Origin of the sequence: Amycolatopsis sp. cmx-4-83 (assembly GCF_046548815.1) — a bacterium.
In the GTDB taxonomy this organism is placed as follows: Bacteria; Actinomycetota; Actinomycetes; order Mycobacteriales; family Pseudonocardiaceae; genus Amycolatopsis; species Amycolatopsis pretoriensis_A.
This window is the reverse complement of sequence record NZ_JAEBEF010000011.1, coordinates 275,341-299,422: the sequence shown is the minus strand read 5'-3', so window position 1 is coordinate 299,422 and position 24,082 is coordinate 275,341. Positions and strand designations below refer to the sequence as shown.

The 24,082-nt window shown below is 67.0% G+C and carries 22 protein-coding genes and 1 pseudogene; 3 read left to right on the top strand and 20 right to left on the bottom strand.

Annotation, left to right across the window (positions count from 1 at the left end):
• Nucleotide 1: 1 nt before the first annotated feature.
• A complete protein-coding gene (locus ACLJQM_RS33555; protein ID WP_410634360.1) occupies nt 2–541 on the top strand; it encodes a hypothetical protein in 540 nt (179 codons plus the stop codon).
• Nucleotides 542–608: 67 nt separating this feature from the next.
• Here the strand turns inward: ACLJQM_RS33555 and ACLJQM_RS33550 are convergent, their stop codons facing one another.
• The 20 genes from ACLJQM_RS33550 to ACLJQM_RS33455 all read right to left on the bottom strand — a co-directional run bounded on the left by ACLJQM_RS33550 (nt 609) and on the right by ACLJQM_RS33455 (nt 22,558).
• Nucleotides 609–1,454, bottom strand: a complete 846-nt coding sequence (locus tag ACLJQM_RS33550; protein WP_410634358.1) for an N-6 DNA methylase — start codon at nt 1,452–1,454, stop codon at nt 609–611.
• A 183-nt stretch (nt 1,455–1,637) separates the two neighbouring features.
• Nucleotides 1,638–2,366, bottom strand: coding sequence for a hypothetical protein (locus ACLJQM_RS33545; protein WP_410634356.1), 729 nt, complete (start codon nt 2,364–2,366; stop codon nt 1,638–1,640).
• Between the two features lie 17 nt (nt 2,367–2,383).
• On the bottom strand, nt 2,384–3,235 hold the full coding sequence (locus ACLJQM_RS33540) for a hypothetical protein (RefSeq protein WP_410634355.1): 852 nt from the start codon (nt 3,233–3,235) through the stop codon (nt 2,384–2,386).
• Nucleotides 3,236–3,458: 223 nt separating this feature from the next.
• The gene (locus tag ACLJQM_RS33535; RefSeq protein WP_410634353.1) at nt 3,459–4,430 is read right to left on the bottom strand and encodes a hypothetical protein; all 972 of its coding nucleotides are present in this window, start codon (nt 4,428–4,430) and stop codon (nt 3,459–3,461) included.
• Between the two features lie 347 nt (nt 4,431–4,777).
• Complete coding sequence (locus ACLJQM_RS33530) at nt 4,778–5,569, bottom strand: hypothetical protein (RefSeq protein WP_410634351.1); 792 nt, start codon at nt 5,567–5,569, stop codon at nt 4,778–4,780.
• Between the two features lie 726 nt (nt 5,570–6,295).
• Nucleotides 6,296–8,107: a hypothetical protein gene (locus ACLJQM_RS33525; RefSeq protein WP_410634350.1), complete on the bottom strand. Its 1,812-nt coding sequence runs from the start codon at nt 8,105–8,107 to the stop codon at nt 6,296–6,298.
• A 193-nt stretch (nt 8,108–8,300) separates the two neighbouring features.
• Nucleotides 8,301–11,147: a hypothetical protein gene (locus ACLJQM_RS33520; protein WP_410634348.1), complete on the bottom strand. Its 2,847-nt coding sequence runs from the start codon at nt 11,145–11,147 to the stop codon at nt 8,301–8,303.
• 626 nt (nt 11,148–11,773) lie between these two features.
• Nucleotides 11,774–14,425: a hypothetical protein gene (locus ACLJQM_RS33515; protein ID WP_410634346.1), complete on the bottom strand. Its 2,652-nt coding sequence runs from the start codon at nt 14,423–14,425 to the stop codon at nt 11,774–11,776.
• Nucleotides 14,422–14,814: a hypothetical protein gene (locus ACLJQM_RS33510; protein ID WP_410634344.1), complete on the bottom strand. Its 393-nt coding sequence runs from the start codon at nt 14,812–14,814 to the stop codon at nt 14,422–14,424. Before ACLJQM_RS33510 ends, ACLJQM_RS33515 begins: the two co-directional genes overlap by 4 nt.
• An 11-nt stretch (nt 14,815–14,825) precedes the next feature.
• On the bottom strand, nt 14,826–15,266 hold the full coding sequence (locus tag ACLJQM_RS33505) for a pilus assembly protein TadG-related protein (protein WP_410634342.1): 441 nt from the start codon (nt 15,264–15,266) through the stop codon (nt 14,826–14,828).
• Entirely contained in the window at nt 15,263–15,712 is a 450-nt protein-coding gene (locus tag ACLJQM_RS33500; RefSeq protein WP_410634340.1) for a TadE/TadG family type IV pilus assembly protein, read from the bottom strand. Before ACLJQM_RS33500 ends, ACLJQM_RS33505 begins: the two co-directional genes overlap by 4 nt.
• Complete coding sequence (locus ACLJQM_RS33495; RefSeq protein WP_410634495.1) at nt 15,709–16,131, bottom strand: TadE/TadG family type IV pilus assembly protein; 423 nt, start codon at nt 16,129–16,131, stop codon at nt 15,709–15,711. Before ACLJQM_RS33495 ends, ACLJQM_RS33500 begins: the two co-directional genes overlap by 4 nt.
• 13 nt (nt 16,132–16,144) lie before the next feature.
• Complete coding sequence (locus tag ACLJQM_RS33490; RefSeq protein WP_410634338.1) at nt 16,145–16,330, bottom strand: hypothetical protein; 186 nt, start codon at nt 16,328–16,330, stop codon at nt 16,145–16,147.
• Nucleotides 16,331–16,367: 37 nt separating this feature from the next.
• Nucleotides 16,368–17,261, bottom strand: coding sequence for a type II secretion system F family protein (locus ACLJQM_RS33485; protein ID WP_410634336.1), 894 nt, complete (start codon nt 17,259–17,261; stop codon nt 16,368–16,370).
• Nucleotides 17,258–18,169: a type II secretion system F family protein gene (locus ACLJQM_RS33480; RefSeq protein ID WP_410634334.1), complete on the bottom strand. Its 912-nt coding sequence runs from the start codon at nt 18,167–18,169 to the stop codon at nt 17,258–17,260. Before ACLJQM_RS33480 ends, ACLJQM_RS33485 begins: the two co-directional genes overlap by 4 nt.
• Nucleotides 18,166–19,581, bottom strand: a complete 1,416-nt coding sequence (locus tag ACLJQM_RS33475) for a CpaF family protein (protein ID WP_410634332.1) — start codon at nt 19,579–19,581, stop codon at nt 18,166–18,168. Before ACLJQM_RS33475 ends, ACLJQM_RS33480 begins: the two co-directional genes overlap by 4 nt.
• A complete protein-coding gene (locus tag ACLJQM_RS33470) occupies nt 19,578–20,420 on the bottom strand; it encodes a chromosome partitioning protein (protein ID WP_410634330.1) in 843 nt (280 codons plus the stop codon). The genes ACLJQM_RS33475 and ACLJQM_RS33470 overlap by 4 nt, the downstream gene beginning before the upstream one ends.
• Complete coding sequence (locus tag ACLJQM_RS33465) at nt 20,420–21,118, bottom strand: hypothetical protein (protein ID WP_410634328.1); 699 nt, start codon at nt 21,116–21,118, stop codon at nt 20,420–20,422. The genes ACLJQM_RS33470 and ACLJQM_RS33465 overlap by 1 nt, the downstream gene beginning before the upstream one ends.
• 97 nt (nt 21,119–21,215) lie before the next feature.
• Nucleotides 21,216–22,205, bottom strand: coding sequence for a hypothetical protein (locus ACLJQM_RS33460; protein WP_410634326.1), 990 nt, complete (start codon nt 22,203–22,205; stop codon nt 21,216–21,218).
• The gene (locus tag ACLJQM_RS33455; RefSeq protein ID WP_410634324.1) at nt 22,199–22,558 is read right to left on the bottom strand and encodes a hypothetical protein; all 360 of its coding nucleotides are present in this window, start codon (nt 22,556–22,558) and stop codon (nt 22,199–22,201) included. The genes ACLJQM_RS33460 and ACLJQM_RS33455 overlap by 7 nt, the downstream gene beginning before the upstream one ends.
• Before the next feature lie 142 nt (nt 22,559–22,700).
• Here ACLJQM_RS33455 and ACLJQM_RS33450 point away from each other — a divergent pair, with 142 nt between their 5' ends.
• Together ACLJQM_RS33450 and ACLJQM_RS33445 are read left to right on the top strand one after the other, a co-directional pair.
• Nucleotides 22,701–23,393, top strand: a complete 693-nt coding sequence (locus tag ACLJQM_RS33450; RefSeq protein WP_410634322.1) for a prepilin peptidase — start codon at nt 22,701–22,703, stop codon at nt 23,391–23,393.
• A gap of 61 nt (nt 23,394–23,454) precedes the next feature.
• A pseudogene (locus ACLJQM_RS33445) lies at nt 23,455–24,051 on the top strand (winged helix-turn-helix transcriptional regulator); the annotation flags it as partial.
• Nucleotides 24,052–24,082 lie beyond the last annotated feature (31 nt).

Sequence of the window (24,082 nt, the reverse complement as noted above, 5' to 3'; positions counted from 1 at the left end):
GGTGAGCCACGAAGAGACTCTTCGAACCAAGCTCAGCGCGGTTCCTCGCGGCAAGTCCGGCTGGAAGCAGTTCGAGGACACCGCCACCGAGGTACTGTGTCACCTCCTTATACCACCGCTGACGAAGCCACACATACAAGCCCGCTCATACTCAGAGATCGACCGTCGCGATGCAATCTTCCCTAATCGAAACCACGGTGAAAAGAATCACTGGGGGCGACTTCTGCATGAGCTAGAAGCGCGAATGATTCTGGTTGAGTTCAAGAATTACGATGTTTCAGATATCGGAAAAGAAGAAGTCAATCAGACGCGCAGCTACCTCACCAAGACCATGGGCCGACTTGCCCTAATCGTATCCAGTAAAGTGCCCAATGATGCAGCACACATCAAGCGAAATACTGTATACAGCGAAGATGGCAAGGTTATCATATTTCTGACTGTCGAGCACTTGGACGAGATGTTATACATGAAAGAGCGAGGCGAGGACCCCGCCGACCTGATAATCGACCTAATTGAACGCTTCTATATCGGCTGGGAATAGCGAAATATTAAGGTTTTCAAATAAGCACGACTCACCTGTCACATTTCTCCACCTCGGCAATTACAGCTCAGAGTGACCGTATGAACGCGAGCATCACCTGGTCGCGCTCCAGATCCACGGCAAGTCGACGAAGTTCCTCACGCTGAGCCAGTGCGACCTCTCGCCAACCACGCTCCAGCGCGTTGCCCGCACGGAACACGATGTCGGTTCCGAGGTTCCAGATCATGCTGTTCACGGTGGCGCAGGCCACGGCGAGCGAGTCGACGTCGCACCCGATCCAGCGGATCGTGCGCGGGTCTCGTTCCCGCTCGCGCATGACTTCCGCGGCCGCGCGGAACATGCCGCCCGTCCCCATCATCGGGTCGGTGACGTTGCTGTGCTCCTGGATGTCGGACATGCCGGCGAGGAGCTTCGCGACGGACCCGGGCGTGTAGAACTGACCACGAGCCTTAAGCGCCGACTTCGGCCGGAGAACCGTCAGCACAGTGCCGAGCAGGTCGCCCTCGAACCGCCGTTCCGTGCCGGTGAGGTGCGGTTGCCCCGCTCGCAGCGCGGCCTGCGCGACGGCCAGTGCGTGGCCACGCACGTCGCGGTCAGGATCATCGAAGATCCACGCGATCATCGGATAGAGGAGGTGCGTGATTTCGGTGCGGTGCCGGATGACCGATGACCAGGTGTGCCGCGCGAAGTCGTGGAAGGTGTCGGCGTCCCAGTTGAGCACCGATTCGCTGACACTGTGTCCGCACGAATCTTTCTCCGGCAAGGCGGCAAGCGTGGCAACAACCGAAACCGGGATATCAAGCCGACCGGTTCCATAGGTTCGGTGCCATGCGGACTCGACTGCCGTGGCGATCTTATGCGCAAATTGCCCAGCGTCGACAGAAGTGGAGATTGCACGACGGGATGAAGACACGGGAGTTCCCTCCAGCTATCAGAGGCACGGCACGGCGTCACACCGCGGACACGAGCCGTGCGTTAGACTGCAGGCTCGCGCACCCTTCTGGGGTGTGCGGTGTTGGAGCCCGGCGGGTGGTTGCCGCGCCTCTCCGGAGGTGTTCACCCGCCGGGCGCTACTAACAAATTCAGGAACCGAATTTCAGCGGTCCCAGTTGTGCCGCTCGAGATGTGTCACATCGGTCTTTGCCGCCGCTGCGATAGCGTCGGGCCAGCGAAGCCCTTTTGCTTCGTAATGCTGCACCGCGTCGGCCAAGGCTTCGGCCCGCGGAGTGAGTCGCCAGCCGAGCGACCGGAACAGCGTGACCGCCCGGGTTTCCCGCGTGCAGGTCGCGGTAACGGCGTCCACGCGCAGATCTGCGGCCACGTGGCCGCACAGCGTCGCCGGGTATCCATCGAGGAACAGCGGCGTATAGGGCGGCGACCACCCGGGCAACGGTGTCATCTCGGGTCGATGCTGACGCCCGACGTGGCGGGCCACGGCCAGCAAGGCCACGTCGCCGAGCGCCTGGTCGTCCTCGGCGTTGTCGATCTGGTGCGCCAGGCTGGCCGCGGCTCGGATGGCGTCACCCCACGTCCAGGACGCTTCGAACTCCTCCGAGAGCCGCGCCAGGCGAGCTGCCTTCTCGGTGAGCCGGAATCCGAACGCCGGATAGCCGGCCGAGGCCCCGGTGAAGCCATCGAGGTATTCGGGGGTAGCCCCGAGGCCCTGCAGGACGTGGCCGTGCAGGCCGAGCGGGTCGTGGTCGTCGAAGGCGGATGCGGTTGACGTGCCGGCGGGCAGATGGGTTCGCCGTTGCGCCCCGGCGTGGTTGGTGACGTCGCGAAGGCGGCCGTAGAGCTCGGCACAGCCCAGGATTGAAGGAGTCATAGCGCGCCCCGGCCGATTCACGCGACCGCGGGAACGCCGTGCGAAGCTGCCAGATCCTCGAGAGCCGCCACGGGTGAAGCTGCCGCGTGGCCAAGCCGGTCCAGGATCCGATCTGCGACGCGGAGCACGCACTCCGCCGAAGTGCGTGCCGTCTCGCGATCGGCCGCCCAACCGGCGACGTAGGGCACGGAGTACGCCAACGTGTCCATGCCGCAGACCGCGGCGACGACGCAGGCCACCGACTCGGCCTCGACCTCCAGCACATGCCGCGGCGTGGTGGCCAGACGGGTTTCGTGGTCGCACAGGATGTGTGCCAGCTCGTGCGTCAGCGTCTTCGCGGCCTGCGCGGGTTCGACGTCGTCGCGCACGGTCACGCGTCGCTCGGAGAAGACGGTTCGGCCGAAGGCGCCGCAGTCTCCGCGCTCGACCGTGAAGCCGCATGCGCCGATCTGGGCGGCGACACCGTCCCACAGGCCGCGTGGCGCGTCACCGCACAGCGCGATCGGTTCCGGCGGGGACGGCTGCGCGGCCCGCGGATCCCCCTGCAGCTGGGAGACGTCGACGACCGGCACGAGCATGAATCCGGACAACGCGGGCGCCTTGTCCGGATCCGTCTCGGCGCCTTCGGTCGGTTTGGTGTTCTCGTCGTCGGTCGTCCTGCGGAAGCACGGCTTCCAGATTTTGATCTTGTGCGTGCCCTTGCGCATGAAGCCGTAGCCTTCGCGCTTCCACTCCGAGAGCGGCCTCACGTCGGTGGCTTCGGGGCACTGCTGCAGGATCATGATCAGGTTGTTGAGGCTGTAGCGGCGCAGCCAGGCACGTGAGGTGATCAGCTGCTGCCAGCCGTCGGCGGACATCAGCTTGTCCACGCCCTCCAGCAGCTGGTCGAGGGCGGTCGCGAGGCGTTCGGCGCGTTCTTCGGGCGAAACCGTGCGTCGGGCCTTCGTTCCGGGCCTCGACGGTCGACGGGGTGTGCGCGTCATGACGGATCCCTTCGAATGGGTGTCGTGCGGTGTTGGTGGTTCGGTGGTGTGCCGGGGTTGCCGTCCCGGAACACCACGGCTATTAGTGGTTCTCGCTGTTCACGAGCTGTCAGCTTTTGGCGCGTTCCCACTCGAAGTCGGCGCCGATCGCGTACCGGCCGTCCGCCTCTCGGACGACTTGCGTCGGCACGTATCCGTCCTGGATCGCGGCGAGCGGGTCAAGGAGCATGATCGTGCTGTCCTCCCAGTACGCCACCGTGGCGCCCGCGTGCTGCCGCCCGCAGGCGTTGAGCCAGGCGACTACGACGCCCGCGACGTCGGGGCGGAAGCGCGGGGTCCCGGACCGGCTCCAGCCGGACACGGGGTCCACCTGGGCCGGGAAGCCGGGATCGCTGCCGGTGGCGTTGATCTTGACCAGGACTTCGCCCGCCTCGGGCGCGAGCCGGTAAGCACCGGCGAGCAACGCTTGCTCGGCGGCGACGTCGACGGCTGGCGTGGTCAGTTCCCATTCCCACCCACCGGCGCCGATCGGGTAGCGGCCATCGGCGCCCGGTTCGATGCATTCCGCGCGACAGACCGCGGTTTCGGTGATGGCGACTGCCTCACCGTCGAATGCGGCGGCGCTGGCACCATGGCAGTCGGTCAGCCAGGCCACCACCGCTTCAGCCGCCTCGCGGCTGAAGCGCGGCCGAGCGAACCCGTTCCAACGCTTGTACTCGATCACGGCCGGGAAGACGACGCCGGAGTCCGCCACGGTCACATAGACCTCGCCCGACTGGGCGCGGTCGCCTGCTGGTGCGGTGTTCATCGGGAACCTCCATAGGCGTTCAGGCGGCGGGAGGACCGAGTGCAGACGCCGAGTCGGCGCGTAGGTGCCGACGACGTGAGTTCCTTCGTGCAGCACCGTCAAGGCGGCGTGCGGCATCGGTTCTCCGGCGTACGGGGTGTGCATGACCAGCCGTCCGGCGAGATCGCCGTCGGCGTCGTCCGGCACGCGCCGGATGGTGAAGGTAAAGGCGCCGCGCGGGTCACCGACCGAAATGGACACCGTGACCGAGTCCTCGGATTCGTCGGTGTGCACGGCCGCACTGTTGCACCAGGACAGCGGGATCCGCTCGGGATCGTGCGGACCCTCGCCGTAGTCCGGGTCGGTGTCGGCCGTCGGCTTGAAGTCGGCACACGCGGTGTCGCCGGACGTCGATTCGTAGCCGTCCGGAGTCTCGGCCAGTTCCTCCCCGCACGCTCGGCACCGATGCGTCGGAGCCGAGTCCGTGTCGAACTGCAGAGTGATCGATCCGGCGAGGTCGTGGGACAGCCCGATCGGGGTTCCGTCCACGGAGAGCACAGCAAGCATTGCAGCCTCACAGGGAAGTAGAGGTGAGCGCACGGCTCACGGAGAGGCGGGATCGCCCGCGCAACGGCGAAAGATCAGAAGATGGAGAAGCCGACGCGACCGGTAGCGCATGCCGGGCACGCGACGGTGCCGGATTCGTCGTCGATCTCGGCTGCGTCGTCGAAGTCCCAGGCGTCGGCGTCGCAGTCGTCGGGCCGGAAGTGCCACGATCCCGACTCCGCCGACCAGTGCATCCCGCACGATCCGCACCCGGCAAGACAGGTTGACGCGCCGAACCCTTCGATTTCGAACAGCGAGCACAGCAAGTCGTCGCTGTCCCCTGAGATGCCGGCGACGCCGACCAGGGCCGCCGTGAAGTCGCCCGTCTCGCCGACCAGGTACCACCCTGCCGGGACGGTGTAGGCACGTTCGGTGATCTCCCACCGGTCGGCGTACGCGTGCCCGTACCGGATCGCTCGGCTGTCGGCTTCCCGGGAAAAGCGGTAATCGACGCCGACCAGCGCGAACGGCCGGACGACGTGCACGGCCGTCACTGTGCGTCCCTCGGACAGGTAGGTCTGGCCCGCGTCTTCCTGCAGCACGTCGCGCGTGTCGACGTACCCGGTCGCCTGCAGCTCACCCAACACGCCGGACACGGACCGGTCGGCGACGTCGGGATACTTGGGCGCGTCCGGCCGGAAGTCCGCAACTTCGACACGCTGGTACGGCTCAACGGCGTAGACGCACTCCGCGTACGTGGCGAACTTCAGCGCATCGTGGAGCCGTCGCCCCCATGGGTGGTCGGAGCTATCTACCAGAGCTTGGATGGTTTCCGTCGCATCGACGGTAAGGGAAAATTGGGATGCGCACGCCTCAAGCATGGTCATCACTGAGCCTTCAGTCAGGTGAGCGGTGTTGGGTTGGCGAACCGGAGAGTTTGGGGTTGCCGTCCCGTTCTCTCCTATAATCCATTTTAGGGCCGAGCCACGGGAAATCAAGGCCCAGCGGGTTATTTTTCGACAATTATGCGCCCGCCACGGAACTGCAGTAGCAGAGCAAAGGGTCCATGGCCGAACGTAAACGTGTAGATCAGTGCACCACCGAAACGAAGACAAGCAGATGGGGGAACTAGAAGAACTGAAAAGAGTAGTTCCCAGGAGATAAGAAACAAGTATGCAAGAGAGGGGATTCTATTCAATCAAATTCGGTCGCATGGCCACAAAACCTGCCGGCCGGCCACCCTCCCGACTGTTCACATGCCTGCCGGCATCCGAGTCGGACGCCACATCGGCAGGGACGGTAGACGTGCCGACCTGGCGCTTCGCATGCCGACGGGACTACCGCTCTAACAGGCACCTCGAGAAGACCGTCAGCAGGTAGACCACCAGGCCCCTGCGGCAGCATAGGCGTCAAACTAGAGACTATAATTCTGGGCCGCCTGGATGCTGGTCATCGACACATTAGGATAGGCGCGTTCCGATATTCTCACCCAGCAAGCGCTCCTCCTCATCGACGAGCTCCAGTCTTCGACGTCAATAGATGCCAGCATACTGATGTCGGCGACGCCGTGACGAGCTGCTCAATCTCCAATTCCGCTAGGAGCTATTAAGGGATCAATCTCCTGCAGGCAGCGCGTGTTGCAGGATGGCCACGTCCTGCGTGGGCCTGCGAGCACGTATCCATGCACCTAAGTGTGGGCCACCTTCGTTGATCATCTGGTTAAGCGCGGTAAGAATTCGCAAATCTTCGTCGTCAACCGTTAGGGTTTCGCCGCCCGCTTCAGTGAATGCTCGTATTGCCTCTTGCATTTTCGGCCCGCCACCCCATGGAACATTGCGAAGGATGAACAGTCGATGCCTGGCGTTCGGGACGGAAAGTCCGCACGCAACTGCTGCCATCCGAATGCGTTGGAGGGCCGCCCGGGGATCACGACTTGCGATGGCTCGGAAGGACCAGTCGATCTCGATATCGAGGTCGATATCGAGCATCCGCCGCAGTCTCGCGTGAATTATCGGTTTACCAGCCAATGGGGGATCCACCGAATAAGTCGATGCTTCCGGACCTTGCTCGGCGACCCATGCGCGCAGGCCAGCGGCAAGGAGCTGCGGCATCGTCACGTCCTCGGTCGACGGGCTCATCGCTGAGAAGACATCGGCGTCGCGCCGGTAGGAACTGAACCGTCGGTCAAGCTTGACGAGGTCAGGCGACGCATCCGGTATGGCCGACTCGGTCCGCGTCGCCATTAGTGAATGTGTACCGAAATTGAATTTTTCGAGCTCCGCCACCTCGCCCGTTCGGATACATTCCCGAATGTGGTGGTCGACGGCGACAAGTAGGGCCCGGGCAGACGCCCCGATCGACGTTGAAAAAGCCGTCGGCTTGACGGGCCATGTCGAGTATGGCGGCAGAAAACCGATCCGGTGGAACTGTTGGCCAAGCCGTCCCGCCACCAACTGTCGTGCCGCTGTTTCGGAGGTTACACCGCGCAGCGTTACGGACTCATCGAATCTTCCCGTCAGTTGGCCCGCCAATCGATCGCGAACTGCCTCCCATGTTGCCGGAAGGGCAGCGACGAGGAGGAGGCCACGACGGATTTGGTCGTGCAGGACCGCAAGTCCATGGGCGACCTCGTCCAATGTGATACTTGCAGCCTGCGATACTCCGCGGTTCCACCCTGACATCACGGCGAGGTGAATACTGTCGACGCCGACCACGACGGCGCCGCACAGGCTGAGAAACTCCAGGATGTTCAAGCTGATTGATTCGGCCGTCCGCTGTAGCGGCTGAATGGCCCACTCGGCGAATTCATCGGTATCTGACTCGGCTTGGGAAAGAAGGTATGCATCAGCGAGATATTGCAGATTGCCGTCGTCAGAGGCGAGCAACGCCAGGGCACGAACAATTTCCTGGCATTTCGTGGAAAGACGGGGAGCATAGTCGCGCACCGCGTCGATGAGCTGGTCCACGTCCGCGCGGCTAAGCGGTGCTTCGCCCACAAGCGCTGACCGCGTGGGCGCTGGGAGATCGACGTGCGAGGACAAGCGTCTTAGCATCGTACGGACTTGCGGGTGCCCGCCCGGTCCGGGCCGGAGGAATCCGTCGACCAGCGAGAGCGCAACGCTAGACCAGAAGTCGTCGGAACTGGTCAAGTCGATGAGGAAAAAGTAGCCGCCTTGCCGTTGAATCTGTTCACGTGCCCAGCCAAGCAGATGTGTCTTACCCATCCCGGCCGAGCCCTGCACAACCACGCCTGCCCGACGCATGTCGGGTGCCGTCGTTATGTCGTGAAGCAGGTTTAATAGGTGGTTCTCGGCGTCCGGGCTGAGGTTCTCGACATGATGGGAAGCGGGTCGCCACACATTGCCGGCTACATAGGCCGTATCCAGTCCCACCTGGGAGAGGACGTCTAGCTGCATCTGGGTCATGCATCCCCCCCTTGGCGGGCGTCGACACGCCGCACATATGACCCACTGGCCGTCCGATGGTGTGACTTCCGCCGGCGCCCGCACTGGGCGTTTCTCCGGTCGGGATCGACCGGGACTTCACCACCGGTCGAGGCGCGACGCGGGGCGGGCGCCAGCTTCCATGAGCTGCGCAACTGGCGGCGTTGCCTGCTTGTCATGCCGTGTCCTCCGGACCAGCGACTGAGCCGTCCGCGTTGAGGCCGTAGGTTTGCAGCCTGCGCAACAAGTGTACGGAGGACGTGCCTTGTGCCATGAGCACGCTGATCAGTCGCTCGGCGGCGAATGGTGTACCTGCCTCCACTTCTTCCCATAGCCAGGGAGCGAGGCGCAGTTCTAGCAGCAGTCGGGTGAGCCGATCTGAGGCCATTGCCCCACTCCCTGCTGCGACCTGTGTGCGCAGGTGCGCGATCGTGGTGGGCTGGTCGACGGTCGGCTCGTCAGTTGGGTCGGGCACTGACGCAGAGCCCGCGACTGCGGTGAGCCTGTTCAAGGCTAAGCGGTCACCCTTCTCCGCGCGTTGTGCCAGTTCATCCACCAAATGATGGCGGGCCAGCAGTCTGGCGAGTTGGAACGATCCGGCCTCGTCTCCGCCATCGGCGAGCGAGCGCAGCGCATCAAGCTCCTCACCTCTGGCGTACAGGGCGGCTCGCCGGTCAGCAGCGAACGTGTCGCCGCTAGAGGCTCGGGCGTCGAGTTCGCGGGTTTGGCCACGGTCAGCAAGAAGCTGTGCGAGTTCATCTTGCGCGGCGGGATCGCCCGCGTTGGCGTCAAGTCGCAGCGTCTCGGCTCGGCCACGGTCAGCAAGGATATCCGCCGCTGTCTCCCGTGCCGTCGCGTCGTCAACCTGACGTAGTTCGTCGATCCGGCGCCGCAGGACGCCGAGATGGGCAAGATGCCGGCGGACCTTCTGGTCGTGGGGGTGCCGTGCGTCATAGTCTTGCAGCAACGCGAGGGCGGCGTCGACTCTATCGTGGCTGAGGAAGATGTCGGCCAGTTCGACGGCTGCCGATCCCTCTCCGCCCGCGATCAGCTGACGCAGAAGAGGCTCGCTGTACCGGTAGCGCATCCGTTTCCGGGCGCTGGCGGCGACCCGACGGATGTCGGCGGGGTCCAGCAGATGGCTGATGAGGGAGTTCCACAGGCTGTGCGGTGGGCAGATGACGCGACGGAGTTGGAGGATGTGTTGGAGCAGGAAATCAGCCACAATAAGACCGACGGCCGACCCGGCGGACGGTCCACCGACGCGTCGCACCGGGGCGACCGTCCCGGTAAGGGGTGCTGCCACCTCAGTCAAGGCACGATCCAACCAGGTTGTGGGATCGGCCATGCGGTCAAGCGGGTGAAGGTAGTCGTGCATCGCTTCGATAAGAAGCGCAGTTCCTAGCGGCAGCAGCACTCCGACTCGGCGGGCGTCAACGGCCGCCTCGATCATGGCGCGTGCGTAGGGATCAGAGAGGTCGGCCCACCAGCGCATTAATGCCGGACCGCCGACAAGCATCTGCACGAACGTGTAGTCGGTCGCCCGCAATGCCCCGGCAAGTCGCGCGTCACCAACAGCCAGTTGCGCCGCCCGCTCACGTTCACCGGTGGTCAGCGCTTGGTCAATCTTGACAACATCGGCCAGCAGCAGGACCTCCCGTGCTCCTCTGAGCTGGTCATCGCCGCCCGTCGCCGGCGTGAGCAAGGCGTTGTACTCGCTCGTCCAGATCGTTGCGAGGACCTTAATGCCGGCAGTGACCAGGCGACTGATGACGCCGCTGGACAGCTGCCGTTGCCCGCCGAGATAGCGCTGCAGTTCGTCGAGCCACACTACGGTGCGTTCTGGTTGCTCAGCAGCGAGCTGGAAGATGTCCTCGACGTCGTCGGGCCGCACGACTGTCCAGTCCGGCGCGACACGCCGAACGGCCTCATAGAGTGTCCGCGTCTTGCCGACCGACGAGGAACCGACCAGGACTAGGAAACAGCCGGTAGCCTTCAACGCCGCCTGCACTACCTCGTCCTTGTCGCGCGGCACGTACGGCACCAATGTGTCCGCACCGTCGTCTCCGTTCTCCGCAACCTGAACACCCAACGCCAGCGGCGACGCATCGCGAACAACGACGGCATCCGTTGGCTGGGCTCGCGCGCGTCGCCACGCCCCCAGCCACTCCAACTGGTCCGCTGCTGACACCCGGCAGCAGTCGAGGTACGCCCGGACAAACCCCTCCGATGGCAACCGATGCTGGTTCAGGGCTACGTTGAGGCTCGCCCTGGTCAACATGGGCGTCGCACTGCGCTCAGCCTGGGCAATGCGGTCGCGATCCTCCAAGTCCCGCAGACTCAGACCGCGCGCCTCCCGCAGTGCGTTGAGTTTCCGCGCTAGATCTGTAGGCGTGCTGGCTTCGGAGGGGTCGACTGCCACCATACCTATGTCGGTCACACCGGTGCCGCCCGAGCGGGGCAGTGATGTCTGAATCACGCGCAGCACGTCGTCGGCCACGATCGTTCGCGCGGCCACCATAGCCGAGTACTGGCCGGAAGCTGTAGCGCCGTGCCGGCTCCAAACCCACTCGCCGTAAGCCTCGGTCCACGGTGACGCCTTATTCTTCCGATGGACTAGTTCTATCAGTTGCGCGTAACTGATCGGAGCGTGTGCTGGATCAAAACCGAGCTTCTCCAGGCAGGGTCTCATGGCCTGATATGCATGGACGGGTTCGGCGAAGCGACGGTCAGGCAAATCTGAGCAAATCTTCAATGCTCGCATGAACATCTCTACCTGCGCGAGAAACTCTGGTGGGATATGCGGTGCGGCGACCGCTCGTCCCGCCGACACCCCAGCAACGATGGGTATGCCGTCGAACGCCTTGCGGTTCCTCGCCACGATCAACGCCCAGGCTAGTGCATCCCTGCACGTCGTGACGTCACTGCCATCGTCGAACTGCACACCGTCGGCAGCCTTCGAGCAGGCGACAGCAACCGCTGCTGCGTCCGCTTTACCAGCCGCGAGCCCACCGTTGGTCATGAGTCGAAGCAGAGTCCCGGGAAACGCCGACCAGCGGCCGAAGAGATGCCCAACTCCGCCATCAACGCAAAGGTCTAGGAGCCTCCACGGTCCTCTGCTGGCCTCCCGATGCTTGCAGCTGACCAACTCACACAGACCGTCACCGTACTCGACGACGTAATCCTCGTGGATCTCACATATCACTCGTCGGGCCTGGTCGCCGACGATCAGGCTAACGCAGTCAACGGCGATGCAGTGATGCTGCCACGAGAAGCGATCTTGAGTGGCTGCTCCCGAATCATCCTCGGGTTGTGTGGATAGCGGACCGCCCATCGATGCGTCAGCACTCGTCTTCGATCACGGTGGTTCGTGTACCACGGTCCACGACGTTCCCACCCCTCGACGATCTCGCCAAAGCTCTCAGAGCAGTCTGCCACACGTCTGTGATGATGTCGTCGTCTATCCGTATCCGACACGCCCCCCCGCGCGGTCTGCTCAGATCAGTCCCACATCGCAGGTGAGAAAATAGCACGGATTTTAGAATGATCTTGTTTACGCTGGCAGGAGGAAGCCGGAGAGTCGCAGATAAATCAAGATCGACCTGCCATGCGCCATGAGATCCTACAGGTAGTAGCGACCTTCGGCGGTCAACCGGCTGCCGCACTGCTGGCGCCGTCCTTCCACCGCGCGCCGCCTCGACGCTGGAGGAAATCCGCGAGGTTGAAGGTCTCGGCGCTCACCTGCTGGTCGATCTCGGCAAGCGTCATGGTCAGGAGCGCGACGGTCCGCGGAATAGCCGCGTACTGGCCCAACCGTGCCTGCATACGAATGATATCGCGGTAGACGCCTTCGTTGTACTGGTCGAACTTGCGAGCCCGTTCTAGCAGAACCAGCGCGGTCTTCGGGGCAATGTCGCCGTCGGCGCGGATCAGCGCGCCGAGCGCGTCCAAGACGTCTCGGCGGACGGATTCCCGGAAGGGTTCGATCCATTGGGCGAGTAGATCCTCGGCGAGGTCGCCGCGGTATAGCTCGACCGCGTCGCGGAGGCCGGCACTGCCGTCCTCGTCAGGTGGGCACTGCGCCGGCAGAACTCGCTGCAGCTGCCAGAAGTCGACGTCGAGGAGTTCGTCGCTGAGCCGGTAGCGACCGTCCTCGTTGAGGACGAGGTTGCCCGTCTGGCCGTCGGTGGCGTCGGCGAGCGCGCGGCGCAACGTCGAGAGGGTGTTGTGGAATGAGTTGTACGGACGCGGCGGGCGGCTGTCGGGCCAGACGGCCTCGTTGAGGACCTCGCGCCGGACTCCCCGTGGATGCAGCGCGAGGAAGACGAGGACTTCGCGCTGCTTCGGCGTGAATGCACCGCTCAGCTCGCGATGACCTGCTTCATCCCGTACGGCGAGTTGGACTCGGCCCAGCACGCGCAGGAACAGCCGGGGCTGCTTGGTGCCGACCGGCGGTTCCTCGCGGGCCACCGGCTGGTTGTCCTCGGCGTGCCGCTCCTCCTGCTCGAGCGAGCTGCTCGCCTCGACCTCCGTTGATCGCTGCTCGGGAACCGGTTCCCGAGCCTGTTCGGCGGCACTCTCTGCAGCTCGGAGCACTTCGAGGAGAGAGGTGGCGTCGGCAGCCGGAACGTTGAACAGGCGCGTACCGGTGAGGACGTCGTCGATCCCCGGACTGGTCGCGCTGATTGTGCCGTCCTGGCGGATGAGCAGAGTCGCCCCGGGACGCCACTGGCCGAGGAGCACGCTGGCCAGGCCGAGCGTCGAGCCGTTGTCGAGGACGGCTTGCAGGCGACGATCAGCGTGGGATGCCGGCCTGGCGAGCAGTACGAGCGAAGGGACAGCGTGCCGAGCTTCGGTCTCCTCGATCGCGTGGCGAGTACGAGTCAGCAGGGCCGCCTCCATCTCGTCGAGCGCGGCATCGAGCGTCGCGACGACGTGAACGCTGCTCGGCAGGTCTTCAACGGCGATGCCGTCGAAAACCAGACGCAGGTCGTCAACGGGCACGATCACGCCGACACCGTTTGCAGGCTGCTGCTCGGCGAGCAGGTGCAGGAGCAGCGCGCGAGCGGCCGCGGTTGCTCCGGCGCCGGCGAGGCCAAGCCCGCGGGTGCTGGCGAGGTTCAGGGCCACTTCGCGACGTTCTCGGACGCCGATCTTCGCGGGCACCTGGGCCAGCTCGCCGCCGAGGTCCGACTCTCCCGGTGAGGCCAGGTCGACGAGCTCGGCAACTTCAACAGGCCGCAGATCGCCGTCGTCGTGTGCGGCGCTGAGGGCGCGGACCACGGGGGCGATCGGGCGCTGGAGGTCCGCACGGTCGCCGCTTCCGATCCGGTAGCGCCGCCGGCGCCACATCCTGGTCGACACCACGGCCGCGGCGATCGCTCCGGCGAGGCCGAGGCTGACGAACACGCCCGTCATCAGGTCCACGGCAGGCTCGGGACGGTCTTCGCGGTGGTCCCCGGCCGCGGTTGGTTCCGGAGCGGGCCGGGTAGGCGCCGTGGTCGTGGGAGGTGGTGGCTGTCGGGGCGGCACTGGCGGGTGCTCCTGGTTGGGCGCTGGGATGTACGCGGTGATCTTCCAACCGGGCCGCACGAGATTGGGGTTCGTCAGCGCGCGTCCGTCGGGCTGCTTCACGCCGCGGTTCAGCTGAAAGAGCTCGGGCCAGCGGCTGCCGCCGCCAGGACCGTAGAGGCGCTCGGCGACGCGCCACAGGCTGTCGTAGACCCCGTCGTGTGGGAGCCGGACTTCCTCGGTGACCTGGACCGTGCCGGCTGGAGCAGGCGCAGCGGGATCGATCACCACGCTGGTCGCCTGTGGTGCCGGACTTGGAACCAGGGGTGCGACGACGGCGACCGGCCGGAGGCCGACGGTTGGCGCCGCGGTGCCTGCGAGCGGCGCCGAGTACGAGCTTCGGCTGCCGAGCAGGGTAAGCACGATGGTCCCGACGAGGACCGCGGCGACCCCGCGCAGTGGGCCGGGACGGCGACTCGGCGACGTCATTCCGCGCGCCGCGTCGACGCAGCAGCGAAGGACGTCCAGAACGAAGAAGAACCAGACGATCCAGCAGACGACCGCCAAGGTGTTCAGCAGGAAGCGGACGCTCATCGAGTTGAGCAGGGTCGCCTGGATCTCGTCCCAGGTCGGCAGCTTGTCGGGCAGCGGCCAGCCCACGAAGTGCACCAGAGCCCAGGGCAGGCCAGCCACGAGGCCGAGCAGGGCGCCGGACGCGAGCAGTCCGCGGGCGCACCGGAGTGCTGCGACGAACACCCGCGTCCGGCGAAAGAGGGTCGGCACGGTCACGGCACTGGTACGGGCGCCCGGGTGGACGCATCGGCGGCCGACGTCCGCGGTCCGGCGAGCGTCGGCGGCGCGCTCGGACTGATCTTCGGAGCAGGCGTGCTCGCGGTCTGCCGCTTGCGCCTGGCCCGGGTCGTCTTGCGGCCGTCGCGCCACTGGGCGAGGTCGGCAGCCGGGACATCGGTGAACTTGGCCAGCTCGTCGATGCCGATGACGTCGCTCGCTCCGACGAGGACGTCCCCGAGCTTCCGGTCGATCTCGCTGAGCTTCTCGGCCAGTTCAGTCCGCTGCTGAACGAGCTCGCCGACGCGCCGCGCGGCCTCGGTCCTCTTCGCGCTGCGGGCTGCGTCAGCTTCCTCGATGCGGCGTTCGATCTCCTCGGTAGTCGCCATTTCGTGTCCTCTCATGGAAGTACGCCGGAGATTCCGCGCTGTGGTTCAGCTTGTCCGGCTCCGGTTACGGTGATCGAAGCGATGCTGACGAGCCCGAGCAGCTGGGTGGGCTGGTCGATGGTGACGGTTACGGCGACCTTGTTGCCGGTGACCGTCACGCTGCCGGTGTGGCCCGCGGCGGCGAGGTAGCTGCGGGCCGCGGCGCCCGCACGTTGCGGGACCAGGCGCAGCGAGCCGTCGGCGCGGTACGCAGCCAGATCGATCTCCTGAGCGCCGGCCCGTGCGGCCTCCTGCGCCTCGCCGATGGCGCGGACCTTGGCGGCCAGCGCCAGCCCGCCATCGAGCACGAGACCGGCGAAGAGGAGCGCCGCGAGCGCGATGGTGACGACGAAGGCGGTCACCCGGCCTTCTTCATCCTCGCGCAGCCGACGTAGCACTGCGATCGATCTCATGCCGTACCTCCAGAGGTGCCGCGCCAGACGTCGACCGGTGAGGAGAAGGTGGACTCGAACGTCCGGCTGCCGGGCACGCCGAGCGCGGTCAGGTCTCCGAGTCCGACGCTGCACGACACGGTCACGGTCACCGTCGACCCAGGCTTGAGCCCCTGAGTGTCGGCGGAAACCGACAGCGACTGGCAGGCGATCCCGGCCGAGCGCAGGGCCGCGCTGGCAGTGGCCTGAGCGTTGGCGGTGGCTTGTGATGGACTGCGGGCCAGAGTGGCGGCGCGGGCGGCCTGGTGGGCGGCGTCGTTGACCCGCAGCTTGGCATCGGCCAGCCGGCCGCAGAAGACGACGAACAACAGCAGCAGGATCAGCACCGGGGTCAGAAGGGTGAGCTCGGCCGCGGCGGACCCCCGGTCGTCCCGCCGTAGCGCAAGGAGGCTGCGGGCCGCGGTCATGGCGTCACCGCCCCGGCTCCACTCGGCGGGGTGAATTTTTCTACTGGCCCAACGGCTTCTGCGTGGACCGAGAGGGTTATGAATGGGATCAGGCTGGTCACAGTTCCGGTGACCGTCACGGATACTTGGGAAGGTCCACGCTGGACGTTCACCGAGGTCTCCTGCAACGGTCCGTTGCCCAGTTGCGTGAGGACTCGTTGTCCCTCGGTGTCACCCGTGGCTGAGCTGCCGCCGGAGATTCGGGCCGCAGACATTGCCTGGGACGCAGCGGCTTGAGCAATGTGGACTGCGTGCATGTACAGCGCGAATTGAGCGATGAGCAGCAACAGCAGCAACAGCAGCGGGGTGGCGATGACGAGCTCGGCCGTGCCGGCGCCGCGCTCATCCGTGCGAAGTCGGCGCAGTACGTTTCGAGGCATCGTGGTCACCGGCCTAGAGGGTGATGCCGTTGGCCTTCTCGGTCACCTTGGCGACGATGATTGCGACTACGGCAATCGCCAGGAGGACCAAGGCAGCGGTCACCACGACGGCTTCGGTTGAGTAGCCGCCTTCGTCATGACGGAGCCGTTCCAGCTCGGCACGGACGCGGCCGATCAGAATCTGAACTTCGTTCAACATCAGCTTCTCCTTATGGGTACGACGGTCTGAAGTGGACTCATAAGCCGGCCAGCACGCTGGCAAGGGCGGGATATCCGATAAAGACGAGGAAGCCGATGAACAGCATCACCACGGGCAGGCTCATCCGTTCGGTCGCGGCCTGGGCAGCGCCTTCGGCGTCGGTGAGTTCGCGAGTACGTAGTGCTGCGGCCTTGGCCGCGAGGCTCGCGCGGACCCGGGCGCCTTCGGTACCCGCGAGGCTGACCGACGCGGCGAGCTCGGAGAGCTGATGCACGTCGAGTTCGCCACCGAGCTGACCGAGGGTGGCCCATGGCGTGGTGCGGGTCAGCTTGGCGGTGACCAGAGCGCGACGAAGTTGCTGGAACGCCCAGCCTTTGCCGATCCCGACCGCATCCGACAGCGCGCCGTCGACACCGGCGCCGCCTGCCAGCAGGACCCGGATGAGGTTCAGGTAGGCCGACAACGCGTGGCGGAAGGTGGAGCGGCGCCGTTCGGCTTCCTTTCGAACGCGGATGTCCGGGAGCAGGAATCCGCCGAGTCCGAAGAGGAGACCGGCGATCGCGGGAACTTCCCAGGCGAGGCCGACGTAGGCCACGACGAGCAGCACCTGCATCACGGTCGGCAGCAGCAACCCGGCCAGCGCCAGCGCCGCCTTCTCGGCCAGGTGGTGCTCGATGCTCTTACCGGTGACCGCGAGGTCGTTGCGTAGCTTGCTGTTGGGCAACCCGAGAGCAGCCAGCGGCTTGACGAACGGACGGCCCACCCGCAGCGCCCAACCGTCGGATTCCGCGGTGAGGATCGGCGGCGGCGCTGGCGCCACGTGCAGCCGGTCGACCAGGGCCCGCAGCGGCGGCCGCGGCGGGAAGACGTAAACCACGAGCGCCCACAAGCCGACGCCAAGCCCTGCTCCCCACAGCAACGCCTCGATCATGATGACGCTCCCTTCCCGGTGAGCAGGTCATCGACGTCGGCGTCGTGCTGGCGAATCGCGCTCAGCTCGGTCAGGAACCTCTCGGGGTCACGCTGGCGCACGATCCGCCCGAGCCAGGTGAAGGCGGCCGTGAACAGCAGGCCGACGAGCAGCAGCATGATCTGCCCGAACGCCGAGTCGTAGGGAGCGAGATAGCCGCGGTTGAGCAGCACCAGCCCGATCGCGAAGACCAACGTGGTGATCACGACGACCCGCACGCTGGTCCGGGTCCGAGCGCGGCCGGCCTCAACCCGCATGCGCATGGCCGCCTGCTCGCGTGCCTCGCCGGCCAGTTCGCCGAGCAGGTCGGCCAGTTGCCGGGCCTGGTGCTCGGCAGCCAGCACGAGTGCCGAGATCACTAAATCGGCGGTCGGGTCGTGGAGCTGGTCGGCGAGGTGGCGCAGGGAGGGCGCGAGGCGTTCGCCGCGTTCCAGCCGGACGGCCAGCTCGGTGATCTCCGCGCGGATCGCCGCTGGGCAGGCCGGGGCGGTGGCGAGGATGGCCTGCTCCAGTCCGGCCGCGGCGACGAGGGTGTCGCGCAGCATCTCCGTCCACCCGGCGATCGCCTCGATGCGTTGGAGCTGGCGCTGGTGGTCGACGTTCGAGCCGAGGATTCGCGGCAGGCCGACCACCGCGACCACGGCCAAGATGCCGCCGACCACCCAGCCGGTGACCACGCCGACCGCCAGGCCGGTGAGCACGGCGACAGCGAGCAGGCCGACCTGCTTGCGGTCGTGCTGTGCGGCCAGCCAGGTGCTTGGCCGCGACGACTTCACCGCACGCGCGGATCGACCGCGCAGACCGGCGACGATCAGCAGGGCCCCGATGGCGACACCGCCTCCGAGCACGCTAAGCAAGACGACGGTCATGGCGTCCACCAACCTTCGCGCCGCTCGAACAGGTCCGGGTCGTAGCCCGCTTCGACGAGCAACTCGACGGTGTCGGTGCGGAGCGGCGCGCCTGGCACCGCGCGCAGATCCGTGCCGGGCCGCCAGACCTCGTTGCTGATGATCTGGGCGCCGTCGGCACCGACGACTTCGCGGATCGAGGAGACGACACGCTTGCTGGGGTCGTCGCGGGGCTTCTCCAGGTGCACCACGAAGTGCAGCGCGGCGGCGACCAGGAGGTTGGTGGCCTCCATCGGCAGCCGCTCGGGGCCTTGCACCGCGTACGCGGCGAGCTTGGTGAACGCGCCCTGGCTGCTGGAGGAGTGCAGCGTGCCCATGCTGCCGTCGTTGCCCATCGACATCGCGTTGGTCAGCGGGATGACCTCGGGGCCGCGCACTTCGCCGACGATGACCCGGTCCGGGCTCATCCGCAGGGACTGCCACACCAGGTCCGACAGCGAGATCTCGCCCTGGCCCTCGATGTTCGCTTCGCGGGCCTGCAGCGCGACGACGTCCGGGTGGACATCGGCGTCCTCGCCGAGGCCGAGCTCGAAGACGTCCTCGATCGTCACCAGGCGCTCCCACGGCGGGATCGCCGACGCCAAGCCGCGCAGCATGGTCGTCTTGCCGATCGCCGTGCCTCCGGTGACGAGGATGTTGCGCTTCGCCTTCACGAGGGCTTTCAGGAAGCTCTCCAGGGCGAGGTCGATCGTCCCGTTCTTGCGCAGGTCGGCCAGGGTGACCTTGGTGAACCGGTGCCGCCGAATCGACACCGACGGCCGCGCGGTCACCGCCATGACCGCCGAGACGCGCTCGCCGCCGGGCAGCTGGAAGTTCACGATCGGGCTGCCGCGGTCGAACCTTCGCTCCTCCACGCCGGAACGGGTCGCCAGGTCCCGGATGAGCTCGATCAGCTCGGTGTCGGAACCGACCACCGGAGGCAAACGCTTGCGACCGCCGTCAGCGCGCTTGACGAAGACGCGGTCGCCGTTGATGTTGATGTTCTCGATGTCGGTGTCGGCGAGCAGCGGTTCCAGGCCGGCCAGGCCGAAGACCTCGTCGAGGACCTGCCGGATCACGCGCTGCTCGACGTCGGGCGCCACGAGCATCCCGCCGGCCGCGGAGTTGCGCAGCTCGGCCTGTGCGTGCGCTTCGGCCGCGTCGGTCAAGATGGCCTCGGCCAGGCGACGGCGTGCCGGTGCGTCCATCGGCGGCCGGCCGGCGGACTCGTCGGCGCGGACGCGGTGGCTGAGCTGGCTGGACAGCTCGTCGCGCAGGTGCTGCCGCAGGCGCTCCACCGCCGCGGTCTCACCGGCGGACCGGTGCGGAAGGTCTGCCGGTCCAGGCACGTGCGGGCGGCCCTTGACCGGCGCGGCCAGGTCGGGGCGCGTCATGGCGTCGCCCCGTTCCGGATGTGCGGGCCGACCCGCTGCGGGGGTACGCCTGGGACCGACTCGCCGACAACCGCCAGCCGCAGGTGCGGTGGCCGGCTTCCGTCGGTGGTGGTCGGCTGGCGCCCGTGCGTGTGGAGGTTGAGCGCGATCGCTGCCGCGGCCCGGCCGAGCATGTACTTGCCCGCCCCGCGCCGGCTCGTGCCCTGGCCGCTGAGCATCGCCGCGCCCTTGGTGTCGGCAGGCACCAGGCCCATCACCGGGATCTGCAGCGTCTGCGAGACCTCCGCGGTCGGGTAACCGTCGCCCACCAGGACGAGGCACGGTCGGCGTGACCACTGCTGGGCGGCCTGCAGCTTGAGCGCGACGTGGGCGAGCTCGTCGTCGTGCGGGCGCGCGAGCAGCAGCATCGCGTCCGCGCTGCGGATGATCGGCAGCGCGGGTGAACCGGGATCGACCCGGCCGCAGTCGGCGATGGCCACGGTGTCCGGCTGATCGGCCACGCGACGCAGCGGCGACGAGACGCCGGAGGCCAACACGGCGAGCGCTGCACGAGCCTGTTCAGCGCCGACCGGGCCGGGCACGACCCGCAAGCCGCCCGGCAGAGGCTGGGAGTGCTGGACGAGCAGGGTCGGGTCGGCAGCTCCACGGCCTCGGGCAGCTGCGGCCAAGCTGACCAGGCCCGGTGTGTCGGGCAGCCGGAAGCGGGCCATCAGGTCGCCGCCGGCCGGGTCGGCTTCGACGACGACCGGACTCTGCTGGGCCGGCCAGCAGGCGCCGAGCGCGGTCGCCAGCGTGGTCGCACCGGGCGAGCCCTTGAGAGAACAGACGGCGATCAGCATCATCGCCCTCCCCCGGCAATCGCGACGAGGCTGAGCTGGCCCGCCGGCGCCGAAGCCAACGCGCGAGCGTCCGATTCGGCCAGCTGCAGGGACACCACGGTGATCTGCTCGGTCTCCCGGGCAGCGACGCCGGCCACCACCGCGGTCCATGACGACGTCTGACCGAGCGGCGTTCCGACAGCTGCGCTTTGCCCTGGCGTCGCAAGGACCGCCACCGTGGTGCCGGGCGCCAGGTCGGGCGGAAACTGTCCCGGCTTGAGCCCCACCGCCGCGACACCCTTGCCGGGTGCAGGAATCTGAGGAACGCCGAGGACCGAGCGGGTCACCAGCGAGCCGGCGGGCAGGCTGAAAGCCACCGGCCGGCCGACCACAGTAGGCACTGCCGACGCGGGCAGAACGTCCATCTCGGAATCCGCCGCCATGCTGACCTGCCTGAGATCCTGAACCTCGAGAAGCTGGCCCACAGCAACAGCACGGGCCAGCGCGACGACGCTTTCGCGGTCGCCGAGCTGCATCCCGGCCAACACGCCTCCGGCCGCGCACCCGGCGACCAACAGGACGCCGAGCAGCAGGTGGGGCACGCTGCGGCGCCGGCCTCCGCCGCTCAGGCGCACGGGCGTCTTGCCATCACGGCTCGCCCACGATTTCAGCGACGCGGGTTTCGCGTCCGGACTGGTTGAACTTGCGGTAGTGGTCACCACCGACCTCCTCAAGGCATGACGCCATCGCGACGCGTCGACTCGGGTGTTCGACGTGCCTTTTCTCAAACGAGGGTTGTGTTGTGCGTGCCGGACCTCAGCCGGTCGCGATTCCCTGGCTCTCCGCTACACGGAACGCCGCCGAGGCGGAGGTCGTCATGTTCGGGAACGTGCCGCCCGTGCCGGCGCCCGACCACGTCACGGTCCAGTTCACCGTGGCGGTCACCGGGAACGCGTCCGAGCGCTGGCCGGCCGAGGACGCCTTGTACGTGTAGCCGCAGTCCGGCGACGCGCTTTTCGGGTCACCGCCCCCAGGGAACGACGAACCGGGGCCGGTGCAGGCCACCGAGCCACCTTCGCCCATCGACCAGGTCACCGAGGTCGGTTTAGCGACCGCGGTCACCGAGACCCCCGGCACCGACGCGGTGGCCGAGACGTCGCCCCAGCTGCTCCGGTCCAGCCACAGCCAGGTCGGCAGGGTGACCAGCTGGTCGCCGGCCGGATTTGCCTTGATCTTCGGCGCGGGCAGACGCAGCTGGCTCCGCGCCTGCGCGGCGAGCTCAGCGGGCGATGGCAGCGGCGCCGGACCTGGTTCACCGTCCGCGATCCAGACAGGTGGCCGGTACAGCGTGTCCCGGAAGCCGGCCCCGGTGCACTTGTAGACGTACCAGGCACCGGACGGTGGCTGCGCGCCCGCCAGTCGCCGATAGACAGCAGGCACCGCCGTGGCCGGTCCAGTCCTAGGTGGGACATGGAACGCTGCCGGCTGAGCGCTTCCAGGTGGCGGTCCTTGGTATCCGCTGCGCTCGTAGCCGCACTGGGCGAGGTTGCCGCCGCCGATGATCGTGTCGCCGCCGGGATCCGAAGGTCCGCCGCCGGAGTTGTGGTGCCCTGGGCCTCCGGGCTTGTTCGGCTGGTTGCCGTGGTCGCCACCCTGCTGCCCACCCTTGCCCGCTCCGAGTTCACAGCCGGGATTCGGGTACTGGCTGCAGTCGGTGTAGCCGTAGCCGTCGGCGAGCGCGGGCGCGGCGGCGATCACCGCGATGGCCGCCGCCAGCACGGCCGCGGGCGCCGTACGGTTCAGCATGTCCCCACCCCCTCGACCGCGAACCTGGTGACCTTCCACGAGCCGTCCGCCTGCTTCTTGACCTCCGCGGTGATCGCGCGGTGCCCGCCCGGCGAGTCGTTGAAAGGCGAACCGTCCTTCTTGTACTTCACCCAGTTCGTGCTGTCCCCGCAGTCGGAGATCATGATCGTCGTGGGCTTGCTCGGCGGCTTCTCCTCGGTGACCTTCGGGCTCGTCACCGGCGCTCCCTTCGACACCACGCCGTTGAGGTGGTCGGTGTAGAGGCTGCGGTTGATCACGCCGAGCGCGTCACCGGTCGCGTACTTCGCCACTTCGGGTGATTGCCAGTCCGCCGTCTCGCCGGCTTTCGCCATCGCCTGCCACATGCTGGTGTAGGCGTCCGTTGCCAGCTGGGGCGCGGGAGTCGGCCGCGGAACCGAGGCCGAGCTGGTCTCCGGCGGGTTCGACGCAGAGGCTGACGGTGCTGAAGAACCGCCGCCGGAGCACGCGCTGAGCGTGAGCGCAGCGAAGCTCAGCAAGATCGCGTGGGTTGACACCTTCGTCCATGATGGACGAATCGCACCTGACGGAGTCGACATCATTCCGCTACCCCTGTTCATCCTGACCGGCATCGCGGCCGCCGTCGCGGTCGTGATGGGTGGTGCGCTCGTGGTCCGTTCTCCCCGCCGGCAGGTAGCGGCGCAGCTGGTGATCGCGGCCGCACTCGTCGGCGCTCTCGCCTGGCGCGCTCCCGACGTGGCGCAGTTCGCGGTTTCCGCGAGCGTGGCGGCGTTCGGCGTGCCGCTCGCCTTCGTCGATGCCCGACAGCGGCGCCTGCCGAACCTGCTTGTTCTCGGACTCGCCGGTTCGGTCGGCGCCGCGGTCGTCACGGCCGCCGTCGTCAACCGCGAGGCCGGTTCGCTGGCTCGCTCCGTCGCCGGCGCGGCCGTGACAGCAGCGTTCTTCCTCGCCGTGTACTTCGTGGCGCCCGGCCAGCTCGGCGGCGGGGACGTGAAGCTGGCCGTTCCTCTCGGCGCGGCACTTGCGTGGTTCGGCTGGCAAACGCTCGTTCTCGGCAGTCTGCTGCCCTGGCTGGCCGCCGCGATCGCGGTGACGATCATGCGTCTCGGTCGGCGTCGGACCGCGATCCCGATGGGGCCGTTCCTGATCGCCGGCACGCTGGCCGCCATGCTCCTCGCGAACGGGTAGCCGACTGATCGGCTCAAGCGAGCAAGTCGTCATCGCAGCTTCCCTCCCCCTGTAGGTCGCGGTGACCGGCCGGCCTTCTCGCCAGACACGGCCGGCCACCGTCCCCTTCGATTCCTCTTCCGTTCCCAGGCGCCGGAGCCCGGGTGACTTCCGGTTTAGCGGCCTGACCTCGGCTGAGTGCAAGGTAAGTCGGCGGGTGAGTCTGGACTCAGTCGACGGATCTTCACTCGTTCGGACGAAGGTGTCCTGCCGACGGGACGTCAAGGGCTCGACTGGGGCAAGCCGGGGGGCACTTCGTGATAGGTCTGCAGGTGTGGATGACTGGGACGTGCCGTACCGGCAGAGCGTGTACGAGGTACTTGCCCTGCTGCGAGGTGACTGGACCGTCGCCGTCCTCGCGACCCTCGCGCTCGGCGAGCTGGAGTTCACCAAGCTGCGGAACGAGGTGAACGAAGCCGAGGAGCGCTCCGGCTGGACGGCGCACTCGAAGCCATTGACGGCTCGCACGCTGACCGACACGCTCCGGCGGCTCGAACAGGACGGTCTCGTCGAACGACGCGCGGAAGGCAGCGCCTTCTCCAATGTCTGGTACAAGCTGTCACCCGACGGCCGTGCGCTTCTGCGCGCGTTGCGTCCCTTGGCCACGTGGTCGCAGCAGCGTCGCGACCAGACACGAGCCCGACAGCCGC

Excerpts from the sequence above, each read along its gene's own strand:
- ACLJQM_RS33475 (WP_410634332.1), bottom strand. The coding sequence starts at position 19,581 with ATGACGCGCCCCGACCTGGCCGCGCCGGTCAAGGGCCGCCCGCACGTG.
- ACLJQM_RS33495 (WP_410634495.1), bottom strand. The coding sequence starts at position 16,131 with ATGCCTCGAAACGTACTGCGCCGACTTCGCACGGATGAGCGCGGCGCC.
- ACLJQM_RS33530 (WP_410634351.1), bottom strand. The coding sequence starts at position 5,569 with ATGACCATGCTTGAGGCGTGCGCATCCCAATTTTCCCTTACCGTCGAT.
- ACLJQM_RS33460 (WP_410634326.1), bottom strand. The coding sequence starts at position 22,205 with ATGCTGAACCGTACGGCGCCCGCGGCCGTGCTGGCGGCGGCCATCGCG.
- ACLJQM_RS33525 (WP_410634350.1), bottom strand. The coding sequence starts at position 8,107 with ATGACCCAGATGCAGCTAGACGTCCTCTCCCAGGTGGGACTGGATACG.
- ACLJQM_RS33500 (WP_410634340.1), bottom strand. The coding sequence starts at position 15,712 with ATGACCGCGGCCCGCAGCCTCCTTGCGCTACGGCGGGACGACCGGGGG.
- ACLJQM_RS33480 (WP_410634334.1), bottom strand. The coding sequence starts at position 18,169 with ATGACCGTCGTCTTGCTTAGCGTGCTCGGAGGCGGTGTCGCCATCGGG.
- ACLJQM_RS33520 (WP_410634348.1), bottom strand. The coding sequence starts at position 11,147 with ATGACCAACGGTGGGCTCGCGGCTGGTAAAGCGGACGCAGCAGCGGTT.
- ACLJQM_RS33490 (WP_410634338.1), bottom strand. The coding sequence starts at position 16,330 with ATGTTGAACGAAGTTCAGATTCTGATCGGCCGCGTCCGTGCCGAGCTG.
- ACLJQM_RS33510 (WP_410634344.1), bottom strand. The coding sequence starts at position 14,814 with ATGGCGACTACCGAGGAGATCGAACGCCGCATCGAGGAAGCTGACGCA.
- ACLJQM_RS33455 (WP_410634324.1), bottom strand. The coding sequence starts at position 22,558 with ATGGCGAAAGCCGGCGAGACGGCGGACTGGCAATCACCCGAAGTGGCG.
- ACLJQM_RS33470 (WP_410634330.1), bottom strand. The coding sequence starts at position 20,420 with ATGCTGATCGCCGTCTGTTCTCTCAAGGGCTCGCCCGGTGCGACCACG.
- ACLJQM_RS33545 (WP_410634356.1), bottom strand. The coding sequence starts at position 2,366 with ATGACTCCTTCAATCCTGGGCTGTGCCGAGCTCTACGGCCGCCTTCGC.
- ACLJQM_RS33505 (WP_410634342.1), bottom strand. The coding sequence starts at position 15,266 with ATGAGATCGATCGCAGTGCTACGTCGGCTGCGCGAGGATGAAGAAGGC.
- ACLJQM_RS33485 (WP_410634336.1), bottom strand. The coding sequence starts at position 17,261 with ATGATCGAGGCGTTGCTGTGGGGAGCAGGGCTTGGCGTCGGCTTGTGG.